The organism is Streptomyces sp. SS1-1 (assembly GCF_008973465.1).
GTDB lineage: Bacteria > Actinomycetota > Actinomycetes > Streptomycetales > Streptomycetaceae > Streptomyces.
In genome coordinates, this window is the sequence record NZ_WBXN01000004.1 from 1,094,200 (window position 1) to 1,118,640 (window position 24,441).

The 24,441-nt window shown below is 72.7% G+C and carries 22 protein-coding genes; 9 read left to right on the top strand and 13 right to left on the bottom strand.

Translation table 11 applies throughout. The annotated features are described in order from the left end of the window. Positions 1 to 416: 416 nt before the first annotated feature. Together F8R89_RS06050 and F8R89_RS06055 are read right to left on the bottom strand one after the other, a co-directional pair. On the bottom strand, positions 417 to 1,835 hold the full coding sequence (locus tag F8R89_RS06050) for a HEAT repeat domain-containing protein (protein ID WP_151782998.1): 1,419 nt from the start codon (positions 1,833 to 1,835) through the stop codon (positions 417 to 419). A gap of 300 nt (positions 1,836 to 2,135) precedes the next feature. Further along, positions 2,136 to 2,528, bottom strand: a complete 393-nt coding sequence (locus tag F8R89_RS06055) for an ankyrin repeat domain-containing protein (RefSeq protein WP_151782999.1) — start codon at positions 2,526 to 2,528, stop codon at positions 2,136 to 2,138. Positions 2,529 to 2,839: 311 nt separating this feature from the next. On the opposite strand from F8R89_RS06055, the gene F8R89_RS06060 reads away from it, so the two are divergent. Beyond that, complete coding sequence (locus F8R89_RS06060) at positions 2,840 to 3,034, top strand: hypothetical protein (RefSeq protein ID WP_004002760.1); 195 nt, start codon at positions 2,840 to 2,842, stop codon at positions 3,032 to 3,034. 41 nt (positions 3,035 to 3,075) lie between these two features. Next, entirely contained in the window at positions 3,076 to 4,716 is a 1,641-nt protein-coding gene (locus F8R89_RS06065) for a hypothetical protein (protein WP_151783000.1), read from the top strand. A gap of 27 nt (positions 4,717 to 4,743) precedes the next feature. Here the strand turns inward: F8R89_RS06065 and F8R89_RS06070 are convergent, their stop codons facing one another. Continuing rightward, entirely contained in the window at positions 4,744 to 6,243 is a 1,500-nt protein-coding gene (locus F8R89_RS06070) for a PLP-dependent aminotransferase family protein (protein ID WP_151783001.1), read from the bottom strand. A 99-nt stretch (positions 6,244 to 6,342) separates the two neighbouring features. Between F8R89_RS06070 and F8R89_RS06075 the strand changes: the two genes are divergently transcribed. From F8R89_RS06075 to F8R89_RS06090, 4 genes are all read left to right on the top strand, one after another. Then, positions 6,343 to 6,996 (top strand): YczE/YyaS/YitT family protein, encoded by a 654-nt coding sequence (locus F8R89_RS06075; protein WP_151788009.1) that lies wholly within the window; start codon positions 6,343 to 6,345, stop codon positions 6,994 to 6,996. Continuing rightward, positions 6,993 to 7,763, top strand: coding sequence for a glycerophosphodiester phosphodiesterase (locus F8R89_RS06080; RefSeq protein ID WP_151783002.1), 771 nt, complete (start codon positions 6,993 to 6,995; stop codon positions 7,761 to 7,763). Before F8R89_RS06075 ends, F8R89_RS06080 begins: the two co-directional genes overlap by 4 nt. A 54-nt stretch (positions 7,764 to 7,817) precedes the next feature. Continuing rightward, a complete protein-coding gene (locus F8R89_RS06085) occupies positions 7,818 to 9,176 on the top strand; it encodes an MFS transporter (protein WP_151783003.1) in 1,359 nt (452 codons plus the stop codon). Positions 9,177 to 9,454: 278 nt separating this feature from the next. Beyond that, complete coding sequence (locus F8R89_RS06090) at positions 9,455 to 9,829, top strand: RNA polymerase-binding protein RbpA (protein WP_003977404.1); 375 nt, start codon at positions 9,455 to 9,457, stop codon at positions 9,827 to 9,829. An 83-nt stretch (positions 9,830 to 9,912) separates the two neighbouring features. On the opposite strand, the gene fxsA is transcribed toward F8R89_RS06090, so the two are convergent. The 4 genes from fxsA to F8R89_RS06110 all read right to left on the bottom strand — a co-directional run bounded on the left by fxsA (position 9,913) and on the right by F8R89_RS06110 (position 14,000). After that, positions 9,913 to 10,467 (bottom strand): FxsA family membrane protein, encoded by a 555-nt coding sequence (fxsA, locus tag F8R89_RS06095; protein WP_151783004.1) that lies wholly within the window; start codon positions 10,465 to 10,467, stop codon positions 9,913 to 9,915. A gap of 67 nt (positions 10,468 to 10,534) precedes the next feature. Continuing rightward, complete coding sequence (locus F8R89_RS06100; protein WP_151783005.1) at positions 10,535 to 11,350, bottom strand: polyprenol monophosphomannose synthase; 816 nt, start codon at positions 11,348 to 11,350, stop codon at positions 10,535 to 10,537. Between the two features lie 547 nt (positions 11,351 to 11,897). Further along, positions 11,898 to 13,502 carry an amidohydrolase gene (locus F8R89_RS06105; protein WP_151783006.1) on the bottom strand — a complete coding sequence of 535 codons (1,605 nt, stop codon included), beginning with the start codon at positions 13,500 to 13,502 and terminating at the stop codon, positions 11,898 to 11,900. A gap of 57 nt (positions 13,503 to 13,559) precedes the next feature. Continuing rightward, positions 13,560 to 14,000, bottom strand: a complete 441-nt coding sequence (locus F8R89_RS06110) for an Lrp/AsnC family transcriptional regulator (RefSeq protein WP_004002750.1) — start codon at positions 13,998 to 14,000, stop codon at positions 13,560 to 13,562. A 266-nt stretch (positions 14,001 to 14,266) separates the two neighbouring features. On the opposite strand from F8R89_RS06110, the gene F8R89_RS06115 reads away from it, so the two are divergent. Continuing rightward, positions 14,267 to 14,704, top strand: coding sequence for a hypothetical protein (locus F8R89_RS06115; RefSeq protein ID WP_151783007.1), 438 nt, complete (start codon positions 14,267 to 14,269; stop codon positions 14,702 to 14,704). A 425-nt stretch (positions 14,705 to 15,129) separates the two neighbouring features. Here the strand turns inward: F8R89_RS06115 and F8R89_RS06125 are convergent, their stop codons facing one another. Continuing rightward, complete coding sequence (locus F8R89_RS06125; RefSeq protein ID WP_151783009.1) at positions 15,130 to 16,302, bottom strand: acyl-CoA dehydrogenase family protein; 1,173 nt, start codon at positions 16,300 to 16,302, stop codon at positions 15,130 to 15,132. Between the two features lie 334 nt (positions 16,303 to 16,636). Between F8R89_RS06125 and F8R89_RS06130 the strand changes: the two genes are divergently transcribed. Continuing rightward, entirely contained in the window at positions 16,637 to 17,875 is a 1,239-nt protein-coding gene (locus F8R89_RS06130; RefSeq protein WP_151783010.1) for a glycoside hydrolase family 18 protein, read from the top strand. 82 nt (positions 17,876 to 17,957) lie between these two features. On the opposite strand, the gene F8R89_RS06135 is transcribed toward F8R89_RS06130, so the two are convergent. From F8R89_RS06135 to F8R89_RS06155, 5 genes are all read right to left on the bottom strand, one after another. Then, positions 17,958 to 18,617, bottom strand: coding sequence for a TetR/AcrR family transcriptional regulator (locus F8R89_RS06135; protein ID WP_151783011.1), 660 nt, complete (start codon positions 18,615 to 18,617; stop codon positions 17,958 to 17,960). A 147-nt stretch (positions 18,618 to 18,764) separates the two neighbouring features. Then, positions 18,765 to 18,905, bottom strand: a complete 141-nt coding sequence (locus F8R89_RS06140; protein WP_107115766.1) for an SCO1431 family membrane protein — start codon at positions 18,903 to 18,905, stop codon at positions 18,765 to 18,767. 103 nt (positions 18,906 to 19,008) lie between these two features. Further along, positions 19,009 to 20,385, bottom strand: coding sequence for a peptidase C39 family protein (locus tag F8R89_RS06145; RefSeq protein ID WP_151783012.1), 1,377 nt, complete (start codon positions 20,383 to 20,385; stop codon positions 19,009 to 19,011). Positions 20,386 to 20,618: 233 nt separating this feature from the next. Continuing rightward, entirely contained in the window at positions 20,619 to 22,073 is a 1,455-nt protein-coding gene (locus tag F8R89_RS06150; RefSeq protein WP_192806341.1) for an amino acid permease, read from the bottom strand. A gap of 125 nt (positions 22,074 to 22,198) precedes the next feature. Then, on the bottom strand, positions 22,199 to 23,152 hold the full coding sequence (locus F8R89_RS06155) for a hypothetical protein (RefSeq protein ID WP_192806054.1): 954 nt from the start codon (positions 23,150 to 23,152) through the stop codon (positions 22,199 to 22,201). Positions 23,153 to 23,347: 195 nt separating this feature from the next. On the opposite strand from F8R89_RS06155, the gene F8R89_RS06160 reads away from it, so the two are divergent. Continuing rightward, positions 23,348 to 24,034, top strand: coding sequence for a uridine kinase (locus F8R89_RS06160; protein WP_151783014.1), 687 nt, complete (start codon positions 23,348 to 23,350; stop codon positions 24,032 to 24,034). Positions 24,035 to 24,441 lie beyond the last annotated feature (407 nt).

The window sequence follows — 24,441 nt, forward strand, 5'->3', positions numbered from 1 at the left end:
GGACGCAAACAGGCACAGCGCGCCGCCCCGACCACGGCCGACCGGACTGCACCGGGCACAGATCGACGGGTGTGCCGTCCCACCACCCATGGGGCTTGCCCGGCGTCCCCGACCACCCACCGGCGCGCCAGGTGCCAGGAAGGTGCCAGGTCTCGACGCGGTCCGCCCAGCGGCGCGATCCGCGCATACCGGAAGACCATCGACCCGACGCGGACCGTCCGCCACCCCGGCAGCAAGCGCCGCGCGGGAACCACGCCCCCCCCCCAGCGCCCGAATGCCCGCAGCCCCGGACCAGTCAGTCGCCCCCACAGGGGCACCCCGCCGGCAGGGTGCGGCGACCACCCAAACACGTGGGCCCGAAGACAGGCCCCCCGCAGGGGTCCCCACCGGCCCCGCCTCGCCCCGCCTGACCCACCTCAGCCCATAGCCGCATCCGGCCCGATCCGGCTGCGTACCGCCGTCTGTACCTCGTCCTCCTCCGCCGGATCGGCGGCCAGGCGGCGCAGGCGCTCGACGACGCGGGTGTCGCCGGTCTCGGCGTGCCGGGCGGCGAGTTCGCGGGTGTTCTCCTCGCAGTCCCAGAGGCATTCGACGGCGAAGCCGGCCGGGAAGGAGGGGTCGGTGGCGGCGAGGGCGCGGGCGGTGCGGCCGCGCAGATGGGAGGAGGCGGTCTCCCGGTAGATGTGGCGCAGGACGGGAGCGGCACACGCGATGCCGAGGCGTCCGGTGCCGTCGACGAGGGTCCACAGCGTGGAGGCGTCGGGGCCATCCCCCCGTACGGCCTCCCGCAGGGCCGCGAGGACGAGGTCCTTGTCCTGGGCGCCGCCCCGGCAGGCGAGCACGCGTCCGGCGGCGGCACCCAGCACGTCGGGCCGCCGGGCCCAGCCGCGCGCCCGGTCGACGGCCGCGACGCCGCGCATGCGTTCGAAGGCGTCGAGGGCGGCCTCCACGACGACCGGTGACCCGGTGACGACGGCGGCCTCCACGAGGTCGAGCACATCGGGGTCGCCCATGTCGGCGAGGTAGCGCAAAGCGGTGCAGCGGGCCCCGTCGCCGCCCTCCCGGGCCGCCGCGAGGATCTCCGGCCGGTCCTCGGGCCCGGCGACGGCCGACAGGCACCGGGCGGCGGGCACGTGCAGCGCGGCGCCGCGGTCGAGGCCCTGCTGGGCCCAGTCGAAGACCGCCTGCACGCTCCATCCAGGGCGGGGCCCGGTGGGGTTCATCTGCCGCTGCCAGCGGTCGAAGCAGCCCGTCTCGTGCGCGGCACGCACGCGCGTGGCGATCGACGGGCGGGGATCGTCGGCCCACAGCCGCCAGGGCCGTGGCTCGAAGGCGTCGCGGACGGCGACGGCCAGCTCGGCGTCGCCCTCCGGGTCGGCCGGGAAGCGCGCCAGGACGGGGGCGGCGAGGGCGCGCAGGCCCGCGTCGTCGTCCCTGAGCGCCAGTTCGTCCAGGGCCCAGGCCCAGTTGGTGCCCGAGGCGGCGTACCTGCGGAGCAGTTCGAGGGCGTCCCGCCGGCCGTAGGACGCGAGATGGCCCAGGACGGCCAGGGCGAGCCCGGTGCGTGACTCCTCGGTGTCGAGGGTGTCCTCGGCGTCGAACAGGTGGGCCTCGATCGTGTCGAGCTCACCGTTCAGGTCGAGGTAGAGCCGGGCGTAGTAGAGGGAGCGGTTCTCCACCTGCCAGTCGTGCCGGGGATCGTGCAGCACGCACTGGTCGAGGGCCGCGAGCGCCTCGGAGCGCGGGGCGGTGAGCGCGTGCAGCGTTCCGTCGCCGCGGCCCCGCTGGAGCAGGCCGAGCAGCGTACCGCTGGGCGCTATGACCGGTTCGAACATGGGAAACAGCCTCACATCAAGCGTCGACGCAACCGGGGTTCTTGCTTCACCTGGCCGCGTGACAACACGTCGGGGCGCCCGCCGTTTCCTGCTTGCTGTAGACCATCTTCCTCTGCCTCTCGTCGGTGGCCCATGCGGACCGATCACGGCCCGCGCGGTGCGGCAACACCTGCCCAGCCCTCGCGTCCGTGAATCACGACGTCATGATGACTCGGCACTTCCGTCTGCCGCGACCGAAATTACGGCGGCCCTGTACCGCCTCCCCCGTTTTCCGTGTCCGCGCTGGTCAGAACCGTCGGATCAGTGCGCGCCGAACAGCTCGAGCAGCTCGGCCTTGCCGAACATCCGGGCGGTGTCGACGGCGGACGGCGTGCCCGCCGCCGGGTCGGCCCCCGCCTCGACGAGGGCCTTGATCACCTCGGTCTCGCCCTTGAAGACCGCCCCGGCGAGTGGTGTCTGGCCTCGGTCGTTGACGCGGTCGGCCTCGGCCCCCCGCGCGAGGAGCGCGCGCACCGCGTCCGCGTGCCCGTGGTAGGCGGCGAGCATCACGAGGGAGTCGCCGCGGTCGTTGGTGAGGTTGGCCGGAACGCCCGCGTCGACGTACGCCACGAGCTGCTCGGTCTCCCCCTGCCGGGCCAGATCGAAGATCTTGGTCGCCAGCTCCACGACCTCGGGGTCGGGGGCTTCGCTCATGACCGGACCGCCTTCCTGCGTGCACGGGGACTGGGTTCTGCGGGGAGCAGGGTACGGCCGGCGAGCGGAGCGCGGCCGTACGGGTGATTCGCCAGCGTACTGGCTCGCGCGGCACATGACCCGATGCGTCCGCGGCAAAGATCATCGCAGACACAGTGGGGCGCGGGAGCCCGGCTCATCCGGCCAAGGACACTCCGCCGACCGGGGGAAATCCGCCGAATTTCACCCAGTTGCACCTTTTATAGTATGGATACATTCTGTGAGCCTGGAAGAACTCATGGTGACTGTCCCCACAAACCAGGAGCACTCAGATGATCCTCTCCATCTCAGGCGTCGTACTGCTCGGCATCGTCGTCTTCATCTTCTTCCGCAAGGACGGGCTGAAGGCGTCGCACGCCCTGATCTCGGCCCTGTTCGGCTTCTATCTGGCAAGCACGGCCATCGCCCCGAGCATCAAGGCAGGCGGCGAGAGCCTGGCGAGCCTCCTGGGCGGCATCCAGTTCTGACGCCGCCCCCTCCCGCCCGTACGCACTCGTAGGAGACAGCAGTGGCCCGCCGCCCCCTCCCCCGCATCCTGAGCACCGGCAGCGCACAGTTCGTCCGGAGCCGAGAGCTGGCCCGGACGCAGTTCGCCCGTAGCCGGGAGCTGGCCCGGACGGCGGGCGACAGCGCCTCCGACGTCCTCCACCCGCTGATCACGATCACCCGCGGTCTGCGCCGGCTGGCTGCCGCCGGACGGCGCAGATGGGCCGAGACCCCCAAGGACAGACGCGGTCCGCTGCTCTTCCTGGTGGCCTCGGTGATCCTGGTCGTGGCGCTGGTCCCGTACGGGCCGCTGCTCGCCGTCATCACCGTGATGGCGGCGGCAGCCTGGCAGGGCAGGGACCGCCGGCCGGCGGCTCCCGAAGGGCCCGACCCGTCCCGGACGGAGCGGCTGAAGGCGCTGTACGAGGCGCTCGTCCCGTACTTCTCCGCTCCCGACGACCCCGAGCCGCTGTACTCCCACGGCGGCGACTGGGAGAAGGCCCTGCCCGAGTACGAGTTCGACGGCACGGGCCGGGTGGCCCGGCTGCTGATCCGCTACCCGGCCTACTTCACCGACGGGGAGGCACAGGCCCGTACCCGGATCGAGCACGTGCTGACCTCCAAGGCGGGCCGGGGCCGCGAGTACCACTTCGACTGGGACGAGGAGGGCAACGAGCTGACGGTCTCGGCGCTCGCCCCGCTGCCCACGGACATCGCCGCCCAGCGCTTCGTCACGGCGCCGGGCGAGACCGTGCTGGGCTTCACCGACGCCACCCTGGTCCGCCGCACGCTGCCGCTCACCCACGGCGCCCAGCAGCGCGACGTCCCGCCGGTGGTGTGGCGCACCGGTCTGCGGTCCACCGAGCCGCATCTGCTCGCCGTCGGCCAGCCCGGCAGCGGCACGTCCACCCTGCTGCGCTCGATCGCGCTCCAGGCCCTCCAGCACGGTGACGTGGTCATCGTGGAGGGCGGCGGCACCGGCGAGTACGCCTGCCTGACCGGCCGGGACGGCGTCCTGGCCGTCGAGTGCGGGCTGGCCGGGGCGGTGGCCAGCATCGAATGGGTGGCGACCGAGACGGAACGGCGCCTGATCGCCGTCAACCGGGCCCGGCAGGCCGGCAACCCGCCGCCCGAGGACACCAAGCGCCCGCTGTGGGTCCTCCTGGACCGCCCGACCGTCTTCACACACCTGGCCGCCGCCGACGGCCGCAAGGACCCCCAGTCCCTCCTCCAGGTGCCCCTGCGGCACGGCCGCGCCGCGGGGATCACGGTGGTCGTGGCCGAGCAGTGGGACGCGCTGGACGCCCTCGGCGACGCCGTACGCCAGCACACGCGCGCGCGTGTCGTGCTGGGCCCGGCGACGGCGGAGCAGCTCGAGTCCGTCCTCGGCGCTCCCCCGCACACCACGCCGGTCGCCGAGACCCCGCCCGGACGCGGCTACGCCCGCCTGGGCACCGGCCGGGTCCACCGCCTGCAGGTGCCGGCCACCCCGGACCCGTACGACGACGCGACGAGCGAGGCGCACCGGCAGGCCGTGCTGGATCTGCTGCCGGAGCGCACCACCCCGATGGAGGCGGAGCCGTCGGCCCTGCTGACGAAGGCCGAGCCGGAAGCGGAGCCGGAGCCGGTCCCGGTCGAGGCCGTGGTGGCCGAGACGTCCTGAAACGACGCCCCGAACGGGCGCGACCGGTCAGGCCACGAAGGGCCGCACCGACTCGCCCCCGCCGGTGACCCCGCTCTCCACGAGCCTGGCCGCCGCGGCCAGGCGGGTCGCGGCCTCCTCGGCGACCGCGCCGCCCACGGTGAACGGCAGCCGGACGTAGCCCTCGAAGGCGCCGTCCACGCCGAAGCGGGGCCCGGACGGCACCCTGACGCCGACGCGCTCCCCCGCCTCCGCGAGCCGCGACCCCGAGAGGCCGCCCGTGCGGACCCACAGGGTGAGGCCGCCGCGCGGGACCTCGAACTCCCACCCGGGCAGTTCGCGGCGGACGGCGGCCACCAGCGCGTCCCGGTTCTCCCGGGCCTGCCCGCGCCGCGCCTCCACGGCCTGCTCCCAGCCGCCGGTGCCGAACAGCCAGTTCACGGCGAGCTGTTCCAGCACGGGCGTGCCCATGTCGGCGTAGGCGCGCGCGGCCACGAGGCTGCGGATGACGTCGGGGGCGGCCCGCACCCAGCCGATGCGCATACCGGCCCAGAAGGCCTTGCTGGCCGAGCCGACGGTGATGACGGTCGATCCGGCGGGGTCGAACGCGCATACGGGCCGGGGCATCTCCAGTTCCGGGTCGAGCCACAGCTCGCTCATGGTCTCGTCGGCGACCAGCACGGTCCCCGCGGACCGGGCCGCGTCCACCAGCCGCCGGCGCTGGTCCTCGTCGGCGAGGGCGCCGGTCGGGTTGTGGAAGTCGGCGACGACGTAGGCGAGGCGTGGCGCCGCGTCCCGCAGGACCTGCCGCCACCGGTCCATGTCCCAGCCGGCCAGCCCCTCCGCCATGGCGACGGGCACGAGCCGGGCGCCGGCCTCCCTCATCAGCTGGAGGATGTTGGCGTAGGAGGGCGACTCGACCGCGATCCGCTCGCCGCGCCCGCCGAACATCTGGCAGATCGCGTCGATCGCGCCCATCGCCCCGGTCGTCACCATGATCTGCTCGGGCATGGTCGGGATGCCGCGCGCCGTGTACCGGTCGGCGATCATCGCCCGCATCGCGGGCAGCCCGGCGGGATAGTCGCCGTGGGTGTGGGCGTACGGCGGCAGTTCCTCCAGGGCGCCCTGGACGGCGCGGGTCAGCCAGGGCTCGGGGGCGGGCAGCGCCGCGCAGCCCAGGTCGATGATGGAGCCGAGCGCCTCGGGGGGCAGCGGCTCCAGCCCGCGCGCGGGCAGCGGGTTGCCGGCGGGCACGGCCGTCCAGCTGCCGGCGCCGCGCCGCGACTCCAGGAAGCCCTCGCCGCGCAGCGCCTCATAGGCGGCGGCCACGGTCGTCCGGCTCACGGACAGGGCGAGGGCGAGCTCCCGCTCGGCGGGCAGCCGGGCGGCGACGGGGACGCGGCCCTCGAGGACGAGCAGCCGGATACCGTCGGCCAGCGCCCGGTACGCGGGCGGACGCCGGGTACCGGGTCCTGCGGGGCGGTCCTGCTGCGAGGTGAGGAGTCGGGCGAGCTGCGCGGCACCCACCGCGGAAGTCCACTGCGCCATGATTTCCAGTCCACCTACTTCGAATTGGCCATGGATGGCGTTGCATCCCAAGCCACAGGGTGTCATGTGGCAGGCCACGACCACCACCAGGGGGCGACATTGTCCAGGCAGCGGCATCTCGTACGACGGCTGTCCCAGCTGTACGCGGGCCTCGCCCTGTACGGGGTGAGCTCGGCGCTGCTGGTCGGCGCGGGTCTCGGCCTGGAGCCCTGGGGCGTCCTCCACCAGGGTCTCGCCGAGCGCACCGGACTCACCATCGGGGTCGTCTCGATCATCGTCGGCGCGATCGTGCTGCTGCTGTGGATCCCGCTGCGCCAGCGCCCCGGCCTCGGCACCGTCTCCAACGTGTTCGCGGTCGGGCTGGCCATGGACGGCACCCTCGCACTGCTCCCCGAGACGCACAGCCTCGCCGCGCGGATCCCGCTCCTCGTGGCCGGCATCGTCCTGAACGGTGTGGCGACCGGCCTCTACATCGCCGCCCGCTTCGGTCCCGGCCCGCGCGACGGCCTGATGACCGGCCTGCACCGGCGGACCGGCCGTTCCATCCGGCTGATGCGCACGGCCGTCGAGGTCGCGGTCGTCGCGACCGGTTTCGCGCTGGGCGGGACCGTCGGCGCCGGCACGATCCTGTACGCGCTGTCCATCGGCCCGCTCGCCCAGCTGTTCCTGCGGGTGTTCGCCGTCCCGCCCGCGTCCGGCGGCAGCACGGTCGTTGCCGGCGGGCAACCCGAAGGGGCGATACTGCGTCCGTGAGCACCACACGGATACGCCACCCCTATCTCGACCACCCCGGCCCGATCCCCTTCGCCCACCGGGGCGGCACGGCGGACGGCCTGGAGAACACGGCGCTGCAGTTCCGGCGGGCCGTGGAGCAGGGCTACCGGTACATCGAGACCGACGTCCACACCACACGCGACGGCCGGCTCGTCGCCTTCCACGACGCCACGCTGGACCGGGTGACGGACGGCGCGGGCCGGATCGCGGACCTGCCGTGGGCGGAGGTGCGGCAGGCCCGGGTGGCGGGCCAGGAGCCGGTGCCGCTGTTCGAGGAGCTGCTGGAGACGTTCCCCGGGGTGCGCTGGAACGTCGACCTGAAGGCGGAGCCCGCGCTCCACCCCTTCCTGGAGCTGATCGAGCGCGCGAACGCCTGGGACCGCGTCTGCGTCGGTTCCTTCTCCGAGGCACGTGTGGTCCGCGCCCAGCGGCTGGCGGGCCCGCGTCTGGCGACGTCGTACGGGACGCGGGGGGTGCTCAATCTGCGGCTGCGCTCCTGGGGCGTGCCCGCGGCGCTGCGCCGCTCGGCCGTGGCGGCCCAGGTTCCCGAGGCCCAGTCCGGCATCCAGGTGGTCGACCACCGCTTCGTGCGGACGGCCCACGCGCGTGGTCTGCAGGTGCACGTGTGGACGATCAACGATCCGGAGCGGATGCACCGGCTCCTGGACTTGGGAGTGGATGGCATCATGACCGATCACATCGACACGTTGCGCAAGGTCATGGAGGACCGGGGCGTCTGGGTCTGACCCCGTCCCGGCTCAGCCCTCGCGCTGATCTCCACGGGGAAGCGAGGGCACGGGGTGGGCATCGAGACCGTGGGCACAGGGGCGGCCGACGAGGCCGCCGGACGGCGCCGCGAACAGCGCGGCTGGTACTTCTACGACTGGGCGTGCTCCGTCTACTCGACGAGCGTGCTCACCGTGTTCCTCGGCCCGTATCTGACATCGGTCGCCGAGGCGGCGGCGGACGCGGACGGCTTCGTCCACCCACTGGGCATCCCGGTGCGCGCAGGGTCGTTCTTCGCGTACTCGGTGTCCCTGTCGGTCGTCGTGGCCGTCCTGGTGATGCCGCTGGTCGGGGCGGCGGCCGACCGTACGGGGCGCAAGAAGCCGCTCCTGGCGGCCGCGGCCTACACGGGCGCGGCGGCGACCACGGCGATGTTCCTGCTGAACGGGGACCGCTATCTGCTCGGCGGTCTCCTGCTCGTGGTGGCGAACGCCGCGCAGTCCGTCGCGATGATGCTCTACAACTCCTATCTGCCGCAGATCGCGGCCCCCGAGGAGCGGGACGCGGTCTCCTCCCGCGGCTGGGCGTTCGGCTACGCGGCGGGCTCCCTGATGCTGGTCGTGAACCTCGCCCTGTATCTGGGGCACGACGCGTTCGGGGTCTCCGAGGGCATGGCGGTCCGTATCTGCCTCGCCTCGGCCGGTCTGTGGTGGGGCGGATTCGCGCTGGTCCCGCTGCTGCGGCTGCGCGACCGGGGACCGAGCGCCGAGCGGGCCGCCGGGCAGGGCACCGGCGCCGGGTTCCGGCAGCTCGCCGCGACCCTGCGGGACATGCGCCGCCACCCGCTGACGCTCGCCTTCCTGCTGGCCTATCTGGTCTACAACGACGGCATCCAGACGGTGATCACCCAGGCGTCGGTCTACGGCTCCAAGGAACTGGGGCTGAGCCAGTCCACGCTCATCGGGGCCGTGCTGCTGGTCCAGGTCCTCGCGGTCGCCGGCGCGCTGGCCATGGGGCGTCTGGCCCGGATCCACGGGGCGAAGCGGACCATCCTCGGATCCCTGGTCGCCTGGACACTCACGCTGGCGGCCGGGTACTTCCTGCCGGCCGGGGCCCCGGTGTGGTTCTTCGTGCTGGCGGCCGGGATCGGCCTGGTGCTGGGCGGAAGCCAGGCTCTGTCGCGGTCCCTGTTCTCCCATCTGGTGCCGCCCGGCAAGGAGGCCGAGTACTTCTCGGCGTACGAGATGAGCGACCGGGGCATGAGCTGGCTGGGCCCGCTGCTGTTCGGTCTGACCTACCAGCTCACCGGGAGCTACCGGGACGCGATCATCTCACTGGTGGCCTTCTTCGTGATCGGATTCATCCTGCTCGCGCGGGTACCCGTACGGCGGGCGATCAGCGACGCGGGCAACCGCGTACCGCCCACGATTTAGCGTTCGGAGTGAAAGGGCGGTAGTGTACGCGTTTGGCCTACCAGGCGTACCGTTACTGCGCGTCAAAGATGCCGAAACGCTGGGTCACATCTCCTCACAGATGTGACAAACCGGGCGCCGGTGGGTACGACATTGGTCAGCAAGGCTGCGGCTACGACGGCGACGCATGACCCGGAACGTGACTCGGAACGGGAATCTTTACCGCCGACCGGACGTTGACCGGATGACGACGACAGCGACACCTGTCCTGTGGGCGACAAGCCCGGGAGGCACGATTCATGAGTGAGCGAGCTCTTCGCGGCACGCGCCTCGTGGTGACCAGCTACGAGACGGACCGCGGCATCGACCTGGCCCCGCGCCAGGCCGTGGAGTACGCATGCGAGAAGGGGCACCGGTTCGAGATGCCCTTCTCGGTCGAGGCGGAGATTCCGCCGGAGTGGGAGTGCAAGGTCTGCGGAGCCCAGGCACTCCTCGTCGACGGCGACGGCCCTGAGGAGAAGAAGGCCAAGCCCGCGCGTACGCATTGGGACATGTTGATGGAGCGGCGTACCCGCGAGGAACTCGAAGAGGTCCTCGAGGAGCGTCTCGCCGTTCTCCGTTCAGGGGCGATGAACATCGCCGTTCATCCCCGGGACAGCCGCAAGTCCGCCTAGCGGACCCGGCTACGAGCGCACATACACCGCAGGTGCCCTGAGGCACCTGCGGTTTTGTGCGTTGTCCTGGTGAAAGGGACGCGCTACCGCGTCAGCGGCGGGCGGGGCTCCTCGGGCTCGTCCCCGGGGCGCTCGCGGATGACCTCGCCCTGGACGACCTTGCCGTCGGGGCGGTGCATGCGCGCCTGCTGGAAGGCGTCGCCAAACGACCCGGCCCCCGCCTCGCGCAGCTTGCGGTCGAAGGTGCGCTCCGCGTAGCGGCTCACCACCTTCTGTACCGGCGGGATCAGCAGGAGCAGCCCGACCGCGTCCGAGATCAGGCCCGGCAGCATGATCAGCAGGCCGCCCAGCATCATCAGCCCGTTGCCGCCGCCGCGCTCCGGGGTGCCGCCGCGCTGGAGCGCCTCGTTGAGCGCCTGGAAGGCGCGCCGGCCCGCCCGCTTCACGACCACGGAGCCGAGGACCAGCCCGGCGACGAGCAGCAGGAAGACCGTGAGCCCGCCGGCCTCGCCGGCGACCACCGTCAGCAGCCAGATCTCCAGCACCAGCCACGCGGCGACGGCCAGCGGCAGGAAGCCGCGCAGACGGGAGCGCCGGGGCCGGGAGGGTGAGGTGGGGGTCGGTGCGCCAGTCGTCATGCGTCCAGTGTGCCTGGGCCCGGTTCAGAGCGGTATAAGAGGGCGGCCCGGGGCCGCCGCCCGTGCCCTATGCCTGCTTGCCCTTGGGTGCCGACGTCTTCGCCCGGTTGAGGAGCTTGCCCGCCCGCTCCTGCGCGCCCCAGGTGGTGACCCGCCACAGCGCCTCGACCAGGATGTCGCGGCTCATCTTGGAGTCGCCGAGCTCGCGCTCCACGAAGGTGATCGGGACCTCGACGACGTGGTAGCCGGCCTTGACGGCACGGCGGGCCAGGTCGACCTGGAAGCAGTAGCCCTGGGACGCGACGTCGTCCAGGCCGAGCCCTTCCAGGGTCTCGCGGCGGAAGGCGCGGTAGCCGCCGGTGATGTCCCGCAGGGGCAGGTCCAGGGCGAGACGGGAGTAGAGGCTGCCGCCGCGCGAGATGAATTCGCGGGACTTGGGCCAGTTCACCACCCGGCCGCCCGGCACCCAGCGCGACCCGAGCACCAGATCGGCCCCCTTGAGGGCGGTCAGCAGACGCGGCAGCTCCTCGGGCTGGTGGGAGCCGTCGGCGTCCATCTCGATCAGCACGCCGTAGCCGTGCTCCAGGCCCCAGCGGAAGCCCGCGAGGTAGGCCGCGCCCAGGCCCTCCTTGCCCTTGCGGTGCAGGACCTGGACATGGTCGTCCTGGGCGGCCAGCTCGTCCGCCAGCTTGCCCGTGCCGTCGGGGCTGTTGTCGTCGGCCACGAGCACGTGCGCGTCGGGGACCGCTTCGCGGACCCGGCCGACGATGCTCTTGATGTTCTCCGCCTCGTTGTAGGTCGGGATGATCACCAATGCCGTGCCGAGCGGCCCGAACTGTCTCCCCCGGTCCTGTGCCGCGAGGGTCCCGTCGCCGTCGTTCACTGCTGCCCCTTCATGTCCGTCCGCAGAGGACCACCATAGTGGGCGCGGCCTGCGCCGACGTGACAGCACGGGCGTCGGCGCCGTGGGATGTCCGCGCGGGGGGGCCTTCGCGCGGCGGACGGCGGTGCGCGGACGTCTGCGGATGGGGGCCCGGCGCCCTTCGGGCCGACCTGGGACCCGCCGGCTGCGGGTCGACCTGAAGCCGTTGTCTACTGAGCGCCCGGGCCCCACCCGGGTCACACCTCCCCGGCAGGCCGGAACGATCCGTCGTCGCCGCGCCGGCGCTGAGCCTGGCTCCCAGTGGCGGTGCGCCGGTGCGGCACACCGTCCCTGACCCAGCGGCGTTGCGACCGTTTCCCGGAAGTTCCCCGGTGGTCTGCTCGGGCGTCCGGTGGTGGACGCCGCCGAACCTACCGGCCCCGGACCTCCGCCTGTCAACAGGCGTGCGACCTGCGGCTTTTCGGAAGCGTCCCAGGTCAGCGCCGAGGATTCCCAGGTCGTACGAGGCAGCGGCGCGGACCGCGCCCGCGCGCGCCACCCCGGTAGATCACTCGCCCGGCCGTACGAAGACCGTGCGTCCGCCGATCACCGTGCGCAGACAGACCGGCAGGTCACGGCCCGGGGAGAGGTCGGGAAGGCCGGGAGTGCCGGAGCGCGGGTCGGTCGACCAGCGCGCGACCCGGTCGTCGGGCGTCTGGACGACCAGTGCGCCGGTGCGCCACACCGCGTAGTCCGCGGGCGCGCCCGGCACCAGGACGCCCGCGTCGTCCCGGCCGACGGCCCGCCAGCCGCCCCGCGTGTGCGCCGTGAACGCGGCGCGCACGGACACCCGGTGCTCCGGAGTGCGGTGGAAGGCGGCGGCGCGGACCGTGCCCCAGGGGTCCAGGGGGGTGACGGGGCTGTCCGAGCCGAACGCGAGCGGCACACCGGCCCGCAGCAGGGCCGCGAACGGGTTGAGGGTACGGGCGCGTTCGGCGCCCAGGCGCTGGGCGTACATCCCGTCCTCGCCGCCCCACAGGGCGTCGAAGGCGGGCTGTACGGAGGCGGTCAGCCCGAGTTCGGCGAAGGCGGCGACCGTCTCGGGGGTGAGCATCTCGGCGTGCTCGATCCGGTGGCGGGCGGCGCGGATCCGGGCGAGGCCGACCTTGTCGGCGGCGGCGCGAATCCCGTCGACCACGGCGGCCACGGCGGCGTCCCCGATCGCGTGGAAGCCCGCCTGGAGGCCCGCCTCGGTGCAGGCGACGACGTGGGCGGCGACGGCGCCCGCGTCCAGGTAGGCGGCGCCGGTGTGCCCGGCGTCGCGGTAGGGCTCGTGCAGGCAGGCGGTGTGGGAGCCGAGGGCGCCGTCGACGAACAGGTCGCCGGCCGCGCCGGCGGCGCCGAGCTCGCGTGCCTTGTCGACGTCCTGTTCGGCCCAGTAGCCCACCACGCGGGGCCCGGGCTCCTGCGCGGCGAGGCGGAGCAGGCCCGTGAAGTCGTCCTCGGAGGAGATGTCGGGTCCGCCGCACTCGTGGACGGTGCCGATGCCGAGGGACGCGGCGTGCGCGAGGGCGGCCCGCTGGGCATCGGTGCGCTGGGCGCCGGTGAGGGCGGCCAGCGCGGTGGCGCGGACGGCGTGGTGGGCGTCGGCGACGAGCGGGGCGTCGGGCGCGCCGGCGGCGCCCGGCGTCATCTCCAGCAGGGCCGTCGTGACGACCGCCGAGTGGACGTCGATCCGGGAGAGGTACAGCGGACGGCCGCCGGTGGCCCCGTCGAGTTCCGCGCGTGTCGGGGGACGGCCGCCGGGCCAGCGGGCGGCGTCCCAGCCGTGCCCGAGCAGGACGCGGTCGCCGGGGCGGGCGGCGGCGAAGTCCCGCACCAGGGCGAGGGCGGCCTCCAGGGAGGGGGCGCCGGACAGGTCGAGGCCGGTCAGCGCGAGGCCGGTGGCGGTGGTGTGCACGTGCGCGTCGGTGAACGCGGGGGTGACCAGCGCGCCGTCCAGGTCGACGACCTCGTCCACACCGTCCGCGAAGGCGTCGGCGGCCCCCTCGGAACCGACCCAGGCGATCTGGCCGCGCTCCACGACCATCGCGGTGGCGAAGGGGTCGGCGGGGCTGTGGACCTCCCCCCGGCGGAGGAGGACGGTCTGCGGCTGGGCGGTGGACTCACTCATGGGAACAGTCTCGCGCCTCGCCCGGCCGTCCTCGCCCCGGGGTCGCCCCGGCGCCGGTCAGATCCTCGGCGGCCGTGCCTCGTACGGCGTGGACAGCACCACGGTCGTCCGGGTCGAGACGCCCGCCAGCGACCGCAGCCGGGCGAGCAGCTCCTCCAGCTCGTGCGGGGTGGCCACCCGGACCTTGAGGATGTAGTTCTCGTCGCCGGCCACGCTGTGGCAGGCCTCGATCTCGGGCACGCCCGCGAGCCGGTCCGCGATGTCGTCGGGAGCGCTGGGGTCGAAGGGTTTCACCGAGATGAAGGCGGTCATGGGCAGACCCACGGCCTCCGGATCCACGACCGCGGCATAGCCGCGGATGACGCCGCGCTGCTCCAGCCGGCGCACCCGCTGGTGCACGGCCGACGTGGACAGGCCGGTGGCCTTGCCCAGGTCGGTGTAGCTCATCCGCCCGTCCTTGACGAGCAGCTGCACGATCTGTCGGTCCAGCTCCTCCATGGCATGAACCTACAGGGATGGTGATCTCCTCGGATACCTCGGCGGCCCAGGTCATGGCCGGTTCGTGATGTCGGCGCCGGGTCGCCCCCGGTCCGCCGGGGGACAAACCGGCCGCCGTGGGCACCTGCGGGCGGCATGTGACGAAGGCCACAGGCATCGGGCCGGCTCCGTGATGGCGCCGTGATTAACGCCGTGGACCGCAGGGAAGTGCTTGCTGTGGTCGAGGCCGCAGCGCCTGAACGGCCCAGCCCGAGGGGGAGAATCCCATGCAGAGTCTTAAGCGTCCCGGTCGAACGGCGCCCAAGCGTCGGCAACTTGTGGTCGAGCCCGCTCCGGAGGGCGTCGAACCCGACGCCCTGGAGGACGACGAACTCGACGCGTACGACACCTTCGAGATGTACCGGGTGATCTGCCCGGACTGCGCGCAGCCCATCGCGCTGCTGGCGGACGAGGAGGTCCTGCCGGAGCACGCGCTGTGCGCCTCGCCGTGGAACCCGTTCGGTCTCACCGTCTGTGCCGGGACCGGCCGCCTCGCCTCCGAGGCCCGCTCCGCGGACGAGTCGGCGGAGCCCCAGGAGCAGGACACCGCCCTGCTGTTGACGCTCCCTCAGGGACTCGACTGGCGGACCCAGCCCTTCTCGCACGTCGGCGGCCCGGGCTCGCGGCCCATGCGGGTGCCGGTCGTGCGGCGCCACGCCGCCTGAGCGAGCGCGCCCGCGCCTGATCCTCGCCGCCCCCGCACCATGGCCGTGTACGGCCCGCCGTGGTGCGGGAGTTGCGCGTGAGACTCCGTCAACCACCGCAGCCCGCAGGCGTGTTGATCCGGCACGCCGTCCCGCACTGCGTGGGTGTGTCCACGAACTCACGCCCGATTCACGGCAGCGGTGACTTGTCCGGCGACCTCCGCGTTGCCCGGGTATGCCCTCCACCTACTCCGCGACCGGGCCCCAGCGGCGCGTCTTCGTGCCGCGTCCCGCAGGAACGCTTCAGCCGTCGGCGCCGCCGCAGCCGGACCCGCCCATCTACCGCGATCTGATGCGCATGTGGGCGGACCGCGGCCGGACGCTGCCCGGGCACCACGACCCGGAGTGGATCCGGCTCGCGGCGCCGCAGGTCAAGCGTGGTCAGTTCAGCGTGACTCGGGACCCGCTAGGTGACGGGCGATGACCATCCGCTGGATCTGGTTGGTGCCCTCGACGATCTGCAGGACCTTGGCCTCGCGCATGTACCGCTCGGCCGGGAAGTCCGCGGTGTAGCCGTAGCCGCCGAGGACCTGGACGGCGTCGGTGGTGACCTTCATGGCGGTGTCGGTGCAGTGCAGCTTCGCCATGGCCGCCTGCTTGGCGAACGGCCGGCCCGCGTCCTTCAGCCGGGCCGCCGCCAGGTACAGCGCGCGCCCGGCCTCGATCTGGGTGGCCATGTCGGCGAGCAGAAAGCGCAGGCCCTGGAAGTCGGCGATCGGCCTGCCGAACTGGCGGCGCTCGGTGGCGTACGTGACCGCCTCGTCCAGCGCCGCCTGGGCCACGCCGATCGCGCAGGCCGCGATGCCGAGCCGTCCCGAGTCGAGCGCGGACAGGGCGATGGCGAAGCCCTGGCCCTCCTCGCCGAGGCGCCGGTCGTCGCCGACCCGGACGCCGTCGAAGTGGACCTGGGCGGTGGGTGAGCCCTTCATGCCCATCTTCTTCTCGGGCGGTGCCGCGCTCACCCCGTCGGCGTCGCCGGGCACCAGGAACGCGCTGATGCCGCGCGGGCCCTCCTCGCCGGTGCGGGCCATGACGGTGTAGAAGTCGGCGATGCCGCCGTGCGTGATCCACGCCTTGGTGCCGGTGATCACCCAGCCGTCGCCGTCGCGGACCGCCCGGGTGCGCAGGGAGGCCGCGTCGGACCCGGACGCCGGCTCGGACAGGCAGTAGGCGCCGAGCAGGCCGCCGCCGAGCATCGCGGGCAGGTGCTCGACCTGCTGCTCCTTGCTGCCGTAGGTGGCGAGCGCGTAGGAGGCCAGGGTGTGCACACTGACGCCGAGGCCGACGGTGAGGCGGGCCGCGGCGAGCTCCTCCAGGACCTGGAGATAGACCTCGTAGGGCTGGTCGCCGCCGCCGTACTCGCTGTCGTACGGGAGGCCGAGCAGGCCGGACTCGGAGAGCAGGGTGAAGACCTCGCGCGGGAAGCGTCCCGCGTCCTCCTCCTCGGCCGCCCTCGGGGCGATCTCGCGCTGCGCGATGTCGCGGACGAGCGAGATCAGGTCCCGGGCCTCGTCCGTGGGCAGTTGACGGTCCACCGTCTGCGGGGCGCGGTCGGGCATGGCGACGATCCTCCCTGTCGGGCACGTCGGCGGACGTGTCGCCTTGGGTGCGGCGGCTCCGCCGGGTCTTCCTGGGCCCAGTCCGATGCTCGCCGACTCCGGGTCTCGGAGGCTGCTGACCAGCGGCTGTGCGCAGTGAGTATGCCCGATCGGACGCATGCCGTCACCAGTTAACGACCGCTCACTCCACAACGTTTCCAGCACGTTATGGCGCCCTGATTGGTCCGAACCATTGACGTACTGGTCTAGTCCTCCTACCGTGACGGGGCGGTTCATCATCGCGTTCATGCCAATCGGCTCAGCTCCCCTCTCCCCCCACGGAGGATGCACCCCGATGCACATTCCGCACCCCCCACGTTCCCGGCTCCTCGCGCTCGTGTCGGCCGCCTGCGCGGCGGTCCTCGGCGCCGGACTGCTCGCCGGCGCCGCCCCGGCCACCGCCGAGCCCGCCGCCGCCCCGAAGGTCTCCGCCGGCTCGAAGGCCGTCGGCTACTTCACCGAATGGGGCACGTACGACCGCGCGTACTACGTCAAGAACATCGAGACGTCCGGTTCGGCGGACAGGCTGACCCACATCAACTACGCCTTCGGCAACGTCACCGGCGGCAAGTGCGCGATGGGCGACTCCTACGCCGCGACCGAGCGCGCCTACACCGCGGACGAGTCGGTGGACGGCGTCGCCGACACCTGGGACCAGCCGCTGCGCGGGACGTTCAACCAGCTGCGCGAGCTCAAGAAGAAGCACCCCGGCCTGAAGGTCCTGTGGTCCTTCGGCGGCTGGACCTGGTCGGCCGGCTTCGGCGAGGCCGCGCGCAACCCGGCCGCGTTCGCGCAGTCCTGCTACGACCTGGTCGAGAACTCGAAGTGGGCCGACGTCTTCGACGGCATCGACATCGACTGGGAGTACCCGAACGCCTGCGGTGCCACATGTGACACGAGCGGCCGGGACGCGTTCAGGAACCTCATGTCGGCGGTCCGCGCCAAGTTCGGCTCCGGCAACCTGGTCACCGCGGCGATCACCGCGGACGCCACCAGCGGCGGCAAGATCGACGCGGCGGACTACGCGGGCGCCGCCCAGTACGTCGACTGGTACAACCCGATGACGTACGACTTCTTCGGCGCCTGGGACGCGGCCGGCCCCACGGCTCCGCACTCGGCGCTGACCTCGTACTCCGGCATCCCCAAGGCGGACTTCCACACCTCGGCGACCATCGCGAAGCTCAAGGGCCTCGGCGTCCCGTCGTCCAAGCTGCTGCTCGGCATCGGCTTCTACGGCCGCGGCTGGACCGGCGTCACCCAGGCGGAACCCGGCGGCACCGCGACGGGCGCGGCGCCCGGCACCTACGAGGCGGGCATCGAGGACTACAAGGTGCTGAAGGCGAAGTGCCCGGCGACCGGCACGGTGGGCGGCACGGCGTACGCCAAGTGCGGTGACCAGTGGTGGAGCTACGACACCCCGGCGACCGTCGGGACGAAGATGACGTACAAGGACCAGGAGGGCCTCGGCGGCACCTTCTTCTGGGAGCTGAGCGGTGACACGACCGACGGTGAGCTGATCAAGGCCATCCGGTGACCGGTCCGGCACAGGACAGGTGACCGGTCCTACGGGGGACCGGGGGCGGAGGACCACGAGCCTCCGCCCCTTGTCGTGCGGGTCAGCCCTCGCGGCGGGCCGCCTGCGGGGCGGGGTAGGTGGGGTCGAGTTCCTCGATGGCGCGCAGGGCGCCGCCCAGGGTCTTCACCAGCAGCTCGCGCATGGTGTCGCGGGGCAGTTCGGGGCGGTCGATCCAGTCGAGGGTCGCGCCCTCCACGCTGCACACCCAGGCCAGCAGGCCCATGCGGGCGAGCGGGGCGATGTCGGTGCGGCCGTACGCGCCCTCCGCGATGGTGGCGACGATCGCCTCGCGCACGCCGTCCCGGACGGAGTGCACCTCGGTGTCGAAGCCGACGCCGCCGCTGACGATGGTGCGGTAGGCGGCCTGGTTGTGCTCGGCGTAGCGCAGATAGCTGTCGATGGTGCGGTGCACCCGGTCGACGGCCTCCAGTTCGCCGCCGCTCGCCGCGTAGGTGACGAGGTCGGCCACGGAGTCCTGGATGATCGCGAGGTAGTAGCCGCGCTTGGACTGGAAGTAGTAGTAGATGAGCCCCTTGGCCACATGGGCCTGCCGGGCGATGTCGTCCATGGAGAGCGCGTCGTAGGACGTGTCGGCGAACAGCTTCCGCCCGATGGCGATGAGTTCGGCACGGCGCGCCATGGAGCGTTCGGTGCCGCGGGCCCGGGGACGGGCCGCGTCGCGCTGCTGACTAATATTCAATTTCGACCCTGTTATCCAACGGGCGGCGGGACATCCGGCAGTATGGCAGACGGGCGCCAGCTGCTTGTTCGAGTGTGATCGAGGCTGACGGGTCCGCTCACGGCCGGGTCGGTATATGTCCGGCCCGGTGGCTCGATGTGGGTCAGCTCACAGCAGTCCGAGCTGAGTGACGAGCATCGCGAGCACCACGACGAGGGTCCAGCCCATGAGGTGTTCGAGGATCTTGGGGCCGTCTTCCCGGGGTCCGCCGGTGCGGACGCGGCCCGCCGAGGTGGAGTGCGCGGTCATATGCCCCACCTTGCCACCGCCGACGCCCCCTGCGGCCGAGAGCTTGCTCACAGCGACAGGGCCCCGGTCGCCCGGAGCCCTGTCATGGTCGCGTGCGGCGAGGTCAGCGCACGCCCACCGCGGCCAGCGCCGCGCGCTGGCGGGCCGTCGGCCGCGCCGGGAAGTAGAGGTAGCAGACGCCACCGGTGCCCGAGACGACCTTGCCGCTCGCGTTGTAGCGCTTGGTCCTCAGCCAGATGTTCTCCCACTCGCGCCGCTTGTAGACCCGGCGCACCGCCTCGTTGGTCGGCGAGTTGGGGTCGTTGGCGATCACGTCGCCGTCGGCGGTGAACCCGACGACGGTCATGAGGTGCCCGGCGGTGCCGTACCCCGCCCCGGTCAGCTCCTCCTTGAGGAAGGACTGGGACGTTATGGCCGGAATGCCGGCGGCGATCAGCGTCTCCAGGTCGGTCAGCGAGCCGAGCCGGGTGACCACGCCCTGGAGGCCGTCGAAGGTGGCCGCGTAGGCGGCGTTGAACGGCCAGTTCCCGCAGCCCTCGTACTGGTGGTCGTAGGTGAAGCGGGCGGCGTGGCAGACCTGCGGGTCGCCGTACGCCGGGTCCACCCAGGACAGCTGCTCGCGGGTGAGCCTGCCGCCCCAGTACTCGATGATCATCTGCGAGGAGGTGGGGCTGCACCAGGCCTCGCCGCCGTTGTCGTACTCCGGGTACTGGCCGACGTGCAGTTCCTGCGAGTAGCGCGGGACGGTCAGCTCGCGGGCGAGTCCGGGCTTCGAGGCCGGGACGGTGAAGCGGTCGGGGACGTCGGAGCCCATCGCGCCGGCCCGCCAGACCTTCGGGGTGACCTTGGTGCCGGGCTTGCGGTACAGGGTCAGCCGCAGCCGGTACGAGGCGAGGCGCAGCCCGGTCGCCGGGTCGTCGATCGCGAAGGTGTCCGTCCAGATGCTGCTGCGGCCGTCGCCCTGGTCGTCGACCGAGGTGCGCCGGATGTCCTGGTCGCCGGCCGCCCAGCGGCCCATCACGTACCAGGGGGTCGCCGTGCCGTCGGAGTAGGTGCCCTTGAGTTCGATCTGGAGCCAGCTCCCGGCGGGCGTGTGCGCGTTCCAGGAGGCGATCACCTCGGTCGCCGGGACGGCGAGGCGGTGGACGGGGGACGTCCAGGTCGCGTACTCCCAGCGGGCCTTCACCCCGGTGTGCGGGTCCGTGTACTCGGTCGTGCCCTTCGGTGTGCCGATCTCCAGGCCGGGGCGGGAGCCCGCGACGGCGCGGGTGCCCGCGGCGGTGCCGCCGCGCCAGTCCGTGTACGAGGTCCAGGCGCGGTAGTCGACCTGGCGGGCGGCGGCGCGGTCGGTGCGGTCGGGGTGGGCGCCGGCCTCGGTGGCGGTGCCGGCGGCGGCCGCGGAGCCCGCGGGGCCGGTGACGGCTGCGGCCACCGCTGCCGCCAGAACGATTCTGCGGGACGGTTGTTCGGCTGTGCTCATGGGCGGGAGACCCCCAGGTGTCGAGTCGGGTGGGGCCGGTGCACGGGTGTGCGCCAACTATGGCCGTCCCGGGCGGCGTCTGCCAGCACTTCGGCCCCGGGCGCGCCTGCCAATATTGGTCTCGACCACTGGCATGACCTGCGGTTGTCCGCAGGACCACTCTCGGCGTGCGCACCCTGGGGCGGGCGTCCGGTGTGCCGCGTACACCGGGACGGCGTACGCGGCACACGCCCTCAGACGAGGTCCATGGCGGCGACCTCGTCCGGGCGGCCGTAGCTGACCGGGCCGTGGAAGCGGCGCCGCGCCGAGGTGAACCACCACAGCGTGGCCACGCCCAGGACGGCGGCGAGGACGACCGGGGCGTAGTTGAACGAGGTCACCGTGACCGGCGCGGCGTGCGGCAGCATGAACAGGACGCTGCTGAGCGCGATCCAGGTCACCGCGACCGTCCCGACCGGGCGGCCCCAGCGGCCCAGGTGCCAGGGGCCGGGCTCGAAGGCGTCACCGAGCCGCAGCCGCAGCAGGATCGGAATGCCGTAGGCGAGGAAGAGCCCGACGACGTTGACGCTGACGACGGCGGTGAACGCGGTGTGCGACCACCAGCCGGGCAGGACCAGCACCAGCGAGCAGCCGACGGCGAGCCAGACCGCGTTGACCGGGGCGCGGGTGCGCGGGGAGACCGAGTGCCACCAGCGCGACCCCGGCATCGCGCCGTCCCGCGAGAAGGCGAAGATCTGCCGGGCGTTGCTGGTGAGGTTGGCCAGTCCGCAGAACAGCATCGCGCCGATCACGATGAGGAGCAGCGCCTTCGCTGCGGCCAGGCCGACCCCGTCGATCAGGACGCGTACGGCGGGGGCGTCGGCGGCGGCCACCCGGTCGTGGTCCCGCATGCTGAGGACGAGGGCGCACATCAGGACGAGACCGGCCAGCGCCGAGGAAGCTATCGAACGCGTGATCCCTTTCGGTGCGTTGACGGTCGCCCGGACCGTTTCCTCGGACATGTGGAAGCTGCCGTCGAAGCCGGTGAAGGTCCAGCTGGTGACCAGCAGCCCGAGCATGCCGCCGTAAAGGCCGCTCGTGAAACCGGTGTCGTTCGCGAAATGCGTGACGAACGAGGCCGGCTGGTGCCGGTCGGGCACGGCGACGAGGGCGGTCACGATGACGACCAGCCCGCACAGCAGCCACCACACGGAGATCCGGTTCAGCACGGCGACCAGCCGCACGGTGTACGTGTTGGCGAGGCCCTGGACCACGATGATCAGCGCCGTGAGCAGCACCGTCCGATGGCCGGTCGGCTCGTAGCCGGGCCACTGCAGGGTGATCAGCGCCTGCAGAAAGGTGGCGGCGGCGTACCCGGTGGCGGCCGTACCGCCGACCTGGCCGACGAAGTTGAGCCAGCCCGTGTACCAGGACCACGCGCCTTTGTGCCGGCGGGCGAGTTTCCCCGCGGAGAAATACAGGGCGCCGCTCGTCGGATAGGCCGAGGCGACCTCCGCCATCGATGCCCCCACGAAGAGCACCATGACGGACACGCCGATCCAGCCGAAGACGAGAATCGCGGGACCGCCCGCGGAGAGGCCGAATCCAAAACCGGAGAAGATTCCGGCGACCACATTGATGACGGTGAAGGAGATGGCGAAATTGTCGAACGCCTGAAAACGACGTGTGAGTTTCCTCGGATAACCCATCGCGTGCAGGGTCGCGTCGTCGTCCAGCGCGATCGGATCCGCTGCCGCGCGCGCCCGGGCACGCGCGGCCGGTATCCGTGAGGACACGGTTGTGACCTTCCTCTTGGTGGGGGGTGGAGGTGCCGTCAGGCGCCGGGGACGGGCAGACCGCAGGCGCGGCGCGCCCGGGACAGCTCGTCGGCCGGGTCGCCGAAGACGGCCCAGGGCATGCGCGAGGCGTACGGCCCCATGGCCGTGAACGCCGTCCGCGCCTCCTCCGCGCGCCGGGCCATGACCAGGGCGTGCGCGAGGTACGCGAGGTCCAGGACCGGGGTGAAGGCGTAGTCGGCCACCGTGGGCAGCCAGTCGCGGTGCAGGGCGACCGCCGTGGCGCGCCACTGGGGCTGCTCCCAGACGCGGTCGGCGAGCAGCCGGCTGGGGTCGTAGCAGGCGACGAGGGCGACCAGGGGCAGCAGTCCCAGGGCCGAGCCGGCCGGGGCCCGCTGGCCGAGGAATGCGGCCACGTCCCAGGCGGCGGTCAGCGAGCCGCCGTGGCGGGGGAGGAAGCAGGCGAGGAAGCGGTGGTGGGCCTCGCGGTGCCAGGGGTCCAGCGACAGCACGTGCGCGAACAGGCGCCAGGGCCCGGGCGGCGCGGTGAGCAGGCCCCTCGGGGCCGTGTCGCGCAGCCGGTGCAGACGGGCCATCGCCAGCTTGGCCACCCAGGGCGTGGGGTCGGCGGGGTCGGCCCGCGCGGCCCGGTCGCAGGCGGCCAGCGCGATCCGCTCCAGCGCCTCGGCGCGCGGGTCGTGGGCGTCGGCCGCGCGCAGGGCCCGCACCACGGCGACCCGCGCCCACAGCAGCTTCGCCTCCGGGCCGGGCTCCTCGGCCAGCCAGCGCTCCACGAGGTCGGAGTCGGCGGCCTCCGAGGCGAGCACCAGTGAGCGGTGGGCCCGCAGCGCGAAGTCGCCGCGGGTTTCCGCCAATGCCTCGCGGGCGCCCAGATATCGACCGGCGCGCACCTCGACGCAAACCCGCGCGAGCACCCGGTCGTCGGCCGCCGGATGCCACACGTACTGCCCCTCGAATAACCCAGCGGTCATCTGTCCCGGCCCATCCCCCGTTGTGACACCTCACCGTTGCGCACCTGGCACCCTACTCAGCACCGCCCGTCTCCGGAACATGGATTTCACCCGTGGTGGCCGGAGTTTTTCGACGGCAATGGAGAAAACATGGAGTAGTTCAAAGCGACACGTTTTCCCATCACGGTCCGGATACGGTTCCGGCCGCGCACTAGAATGTGCGGACGCGACGCGCCCCCAGCACTCCCTCCGACTTCGACTTCGGGACGAACGATTCACGAGCTCGCCTCCCGGCTCCGCCGGCTGCCCCCCTCCTGCGGTCCGGTCCGCCTGATCGCCGTCGACGGGCACGCCGGCTCCGGAAAGTCCACGTTCGCCGCGGAGTTGGCGCGCGCCCTCGGGGACGCCCCGGTCCTGCACCTCGACGACATCGCCAGCCACGACGAGCTGTTCGACTGGACCGCGCGCCTGACCGCCCAGGTGATCGAGCCGTTCACCCGCGGGGGGACCGCCCGCTACACGCCCTACGACTGGCGCGCGCGGCGCTTCGGTCCCCCGGTCGCCCTGCCGCCCGCGCCGGTGGTCGTCGTCGAGGGGGTGGGCGCGGGCCGGCGCGCCCTGCGGCCGTATCTCGCCCGGCTGCTGTGGATGGAACTGCCGGCCGAGGAGTCCTGGGCCCGCGGCCGGGCCCGCGACGGGGAGGAGCAGCGGGAGTTCTGGGACGGCTGGGTCCCGGCGGAACGCGCGCACTTCGCCGCGGACCCGTCCCGGCCCTTCGCGGACCTCCTGGTCCGGCGGAAAAAGCAGGGGACGACGGGATATGAGGTGACTCCCGGGCCTGCTGCGACACCTGGAACGGACCACTCCGTCACGCACCGTGACGACCCATCTGCAATGTGCTGAACTTGTGAAGAGGGCTCCTCGGCGACTTCCCGGAGTGCCCCAACTCCGCTTGACCCAAGGGCCGTACAGGTCTTACGTTCTGAATGTGCGGTCATGAGCAACCGCTCTCCAGACGCGAAGCCCCCGATTGTTCCCCCGTGATCGGGGGCTTCGTTCTGCCCTGACGCCGTTTCGCGGGCGCCGAGAGGGGCGATCCGATCACCGACGGTCACCGCCGCGCACTCCCCCGATGTGCTCCCACCTCCCCCGACGGCCTGTGCGGCACCCTGGGGCGCGCCACGCCCTCGCAGGTACGATGCCCCTGGTGCGACCTACGGACGGCTGCTCTGCGCACCGTGGCAACTCCGGTCCGCGGTACGGCGGTTCGATACCGGCGGCCGGGGGCGAGCGGTCGGCCAACCGACGGG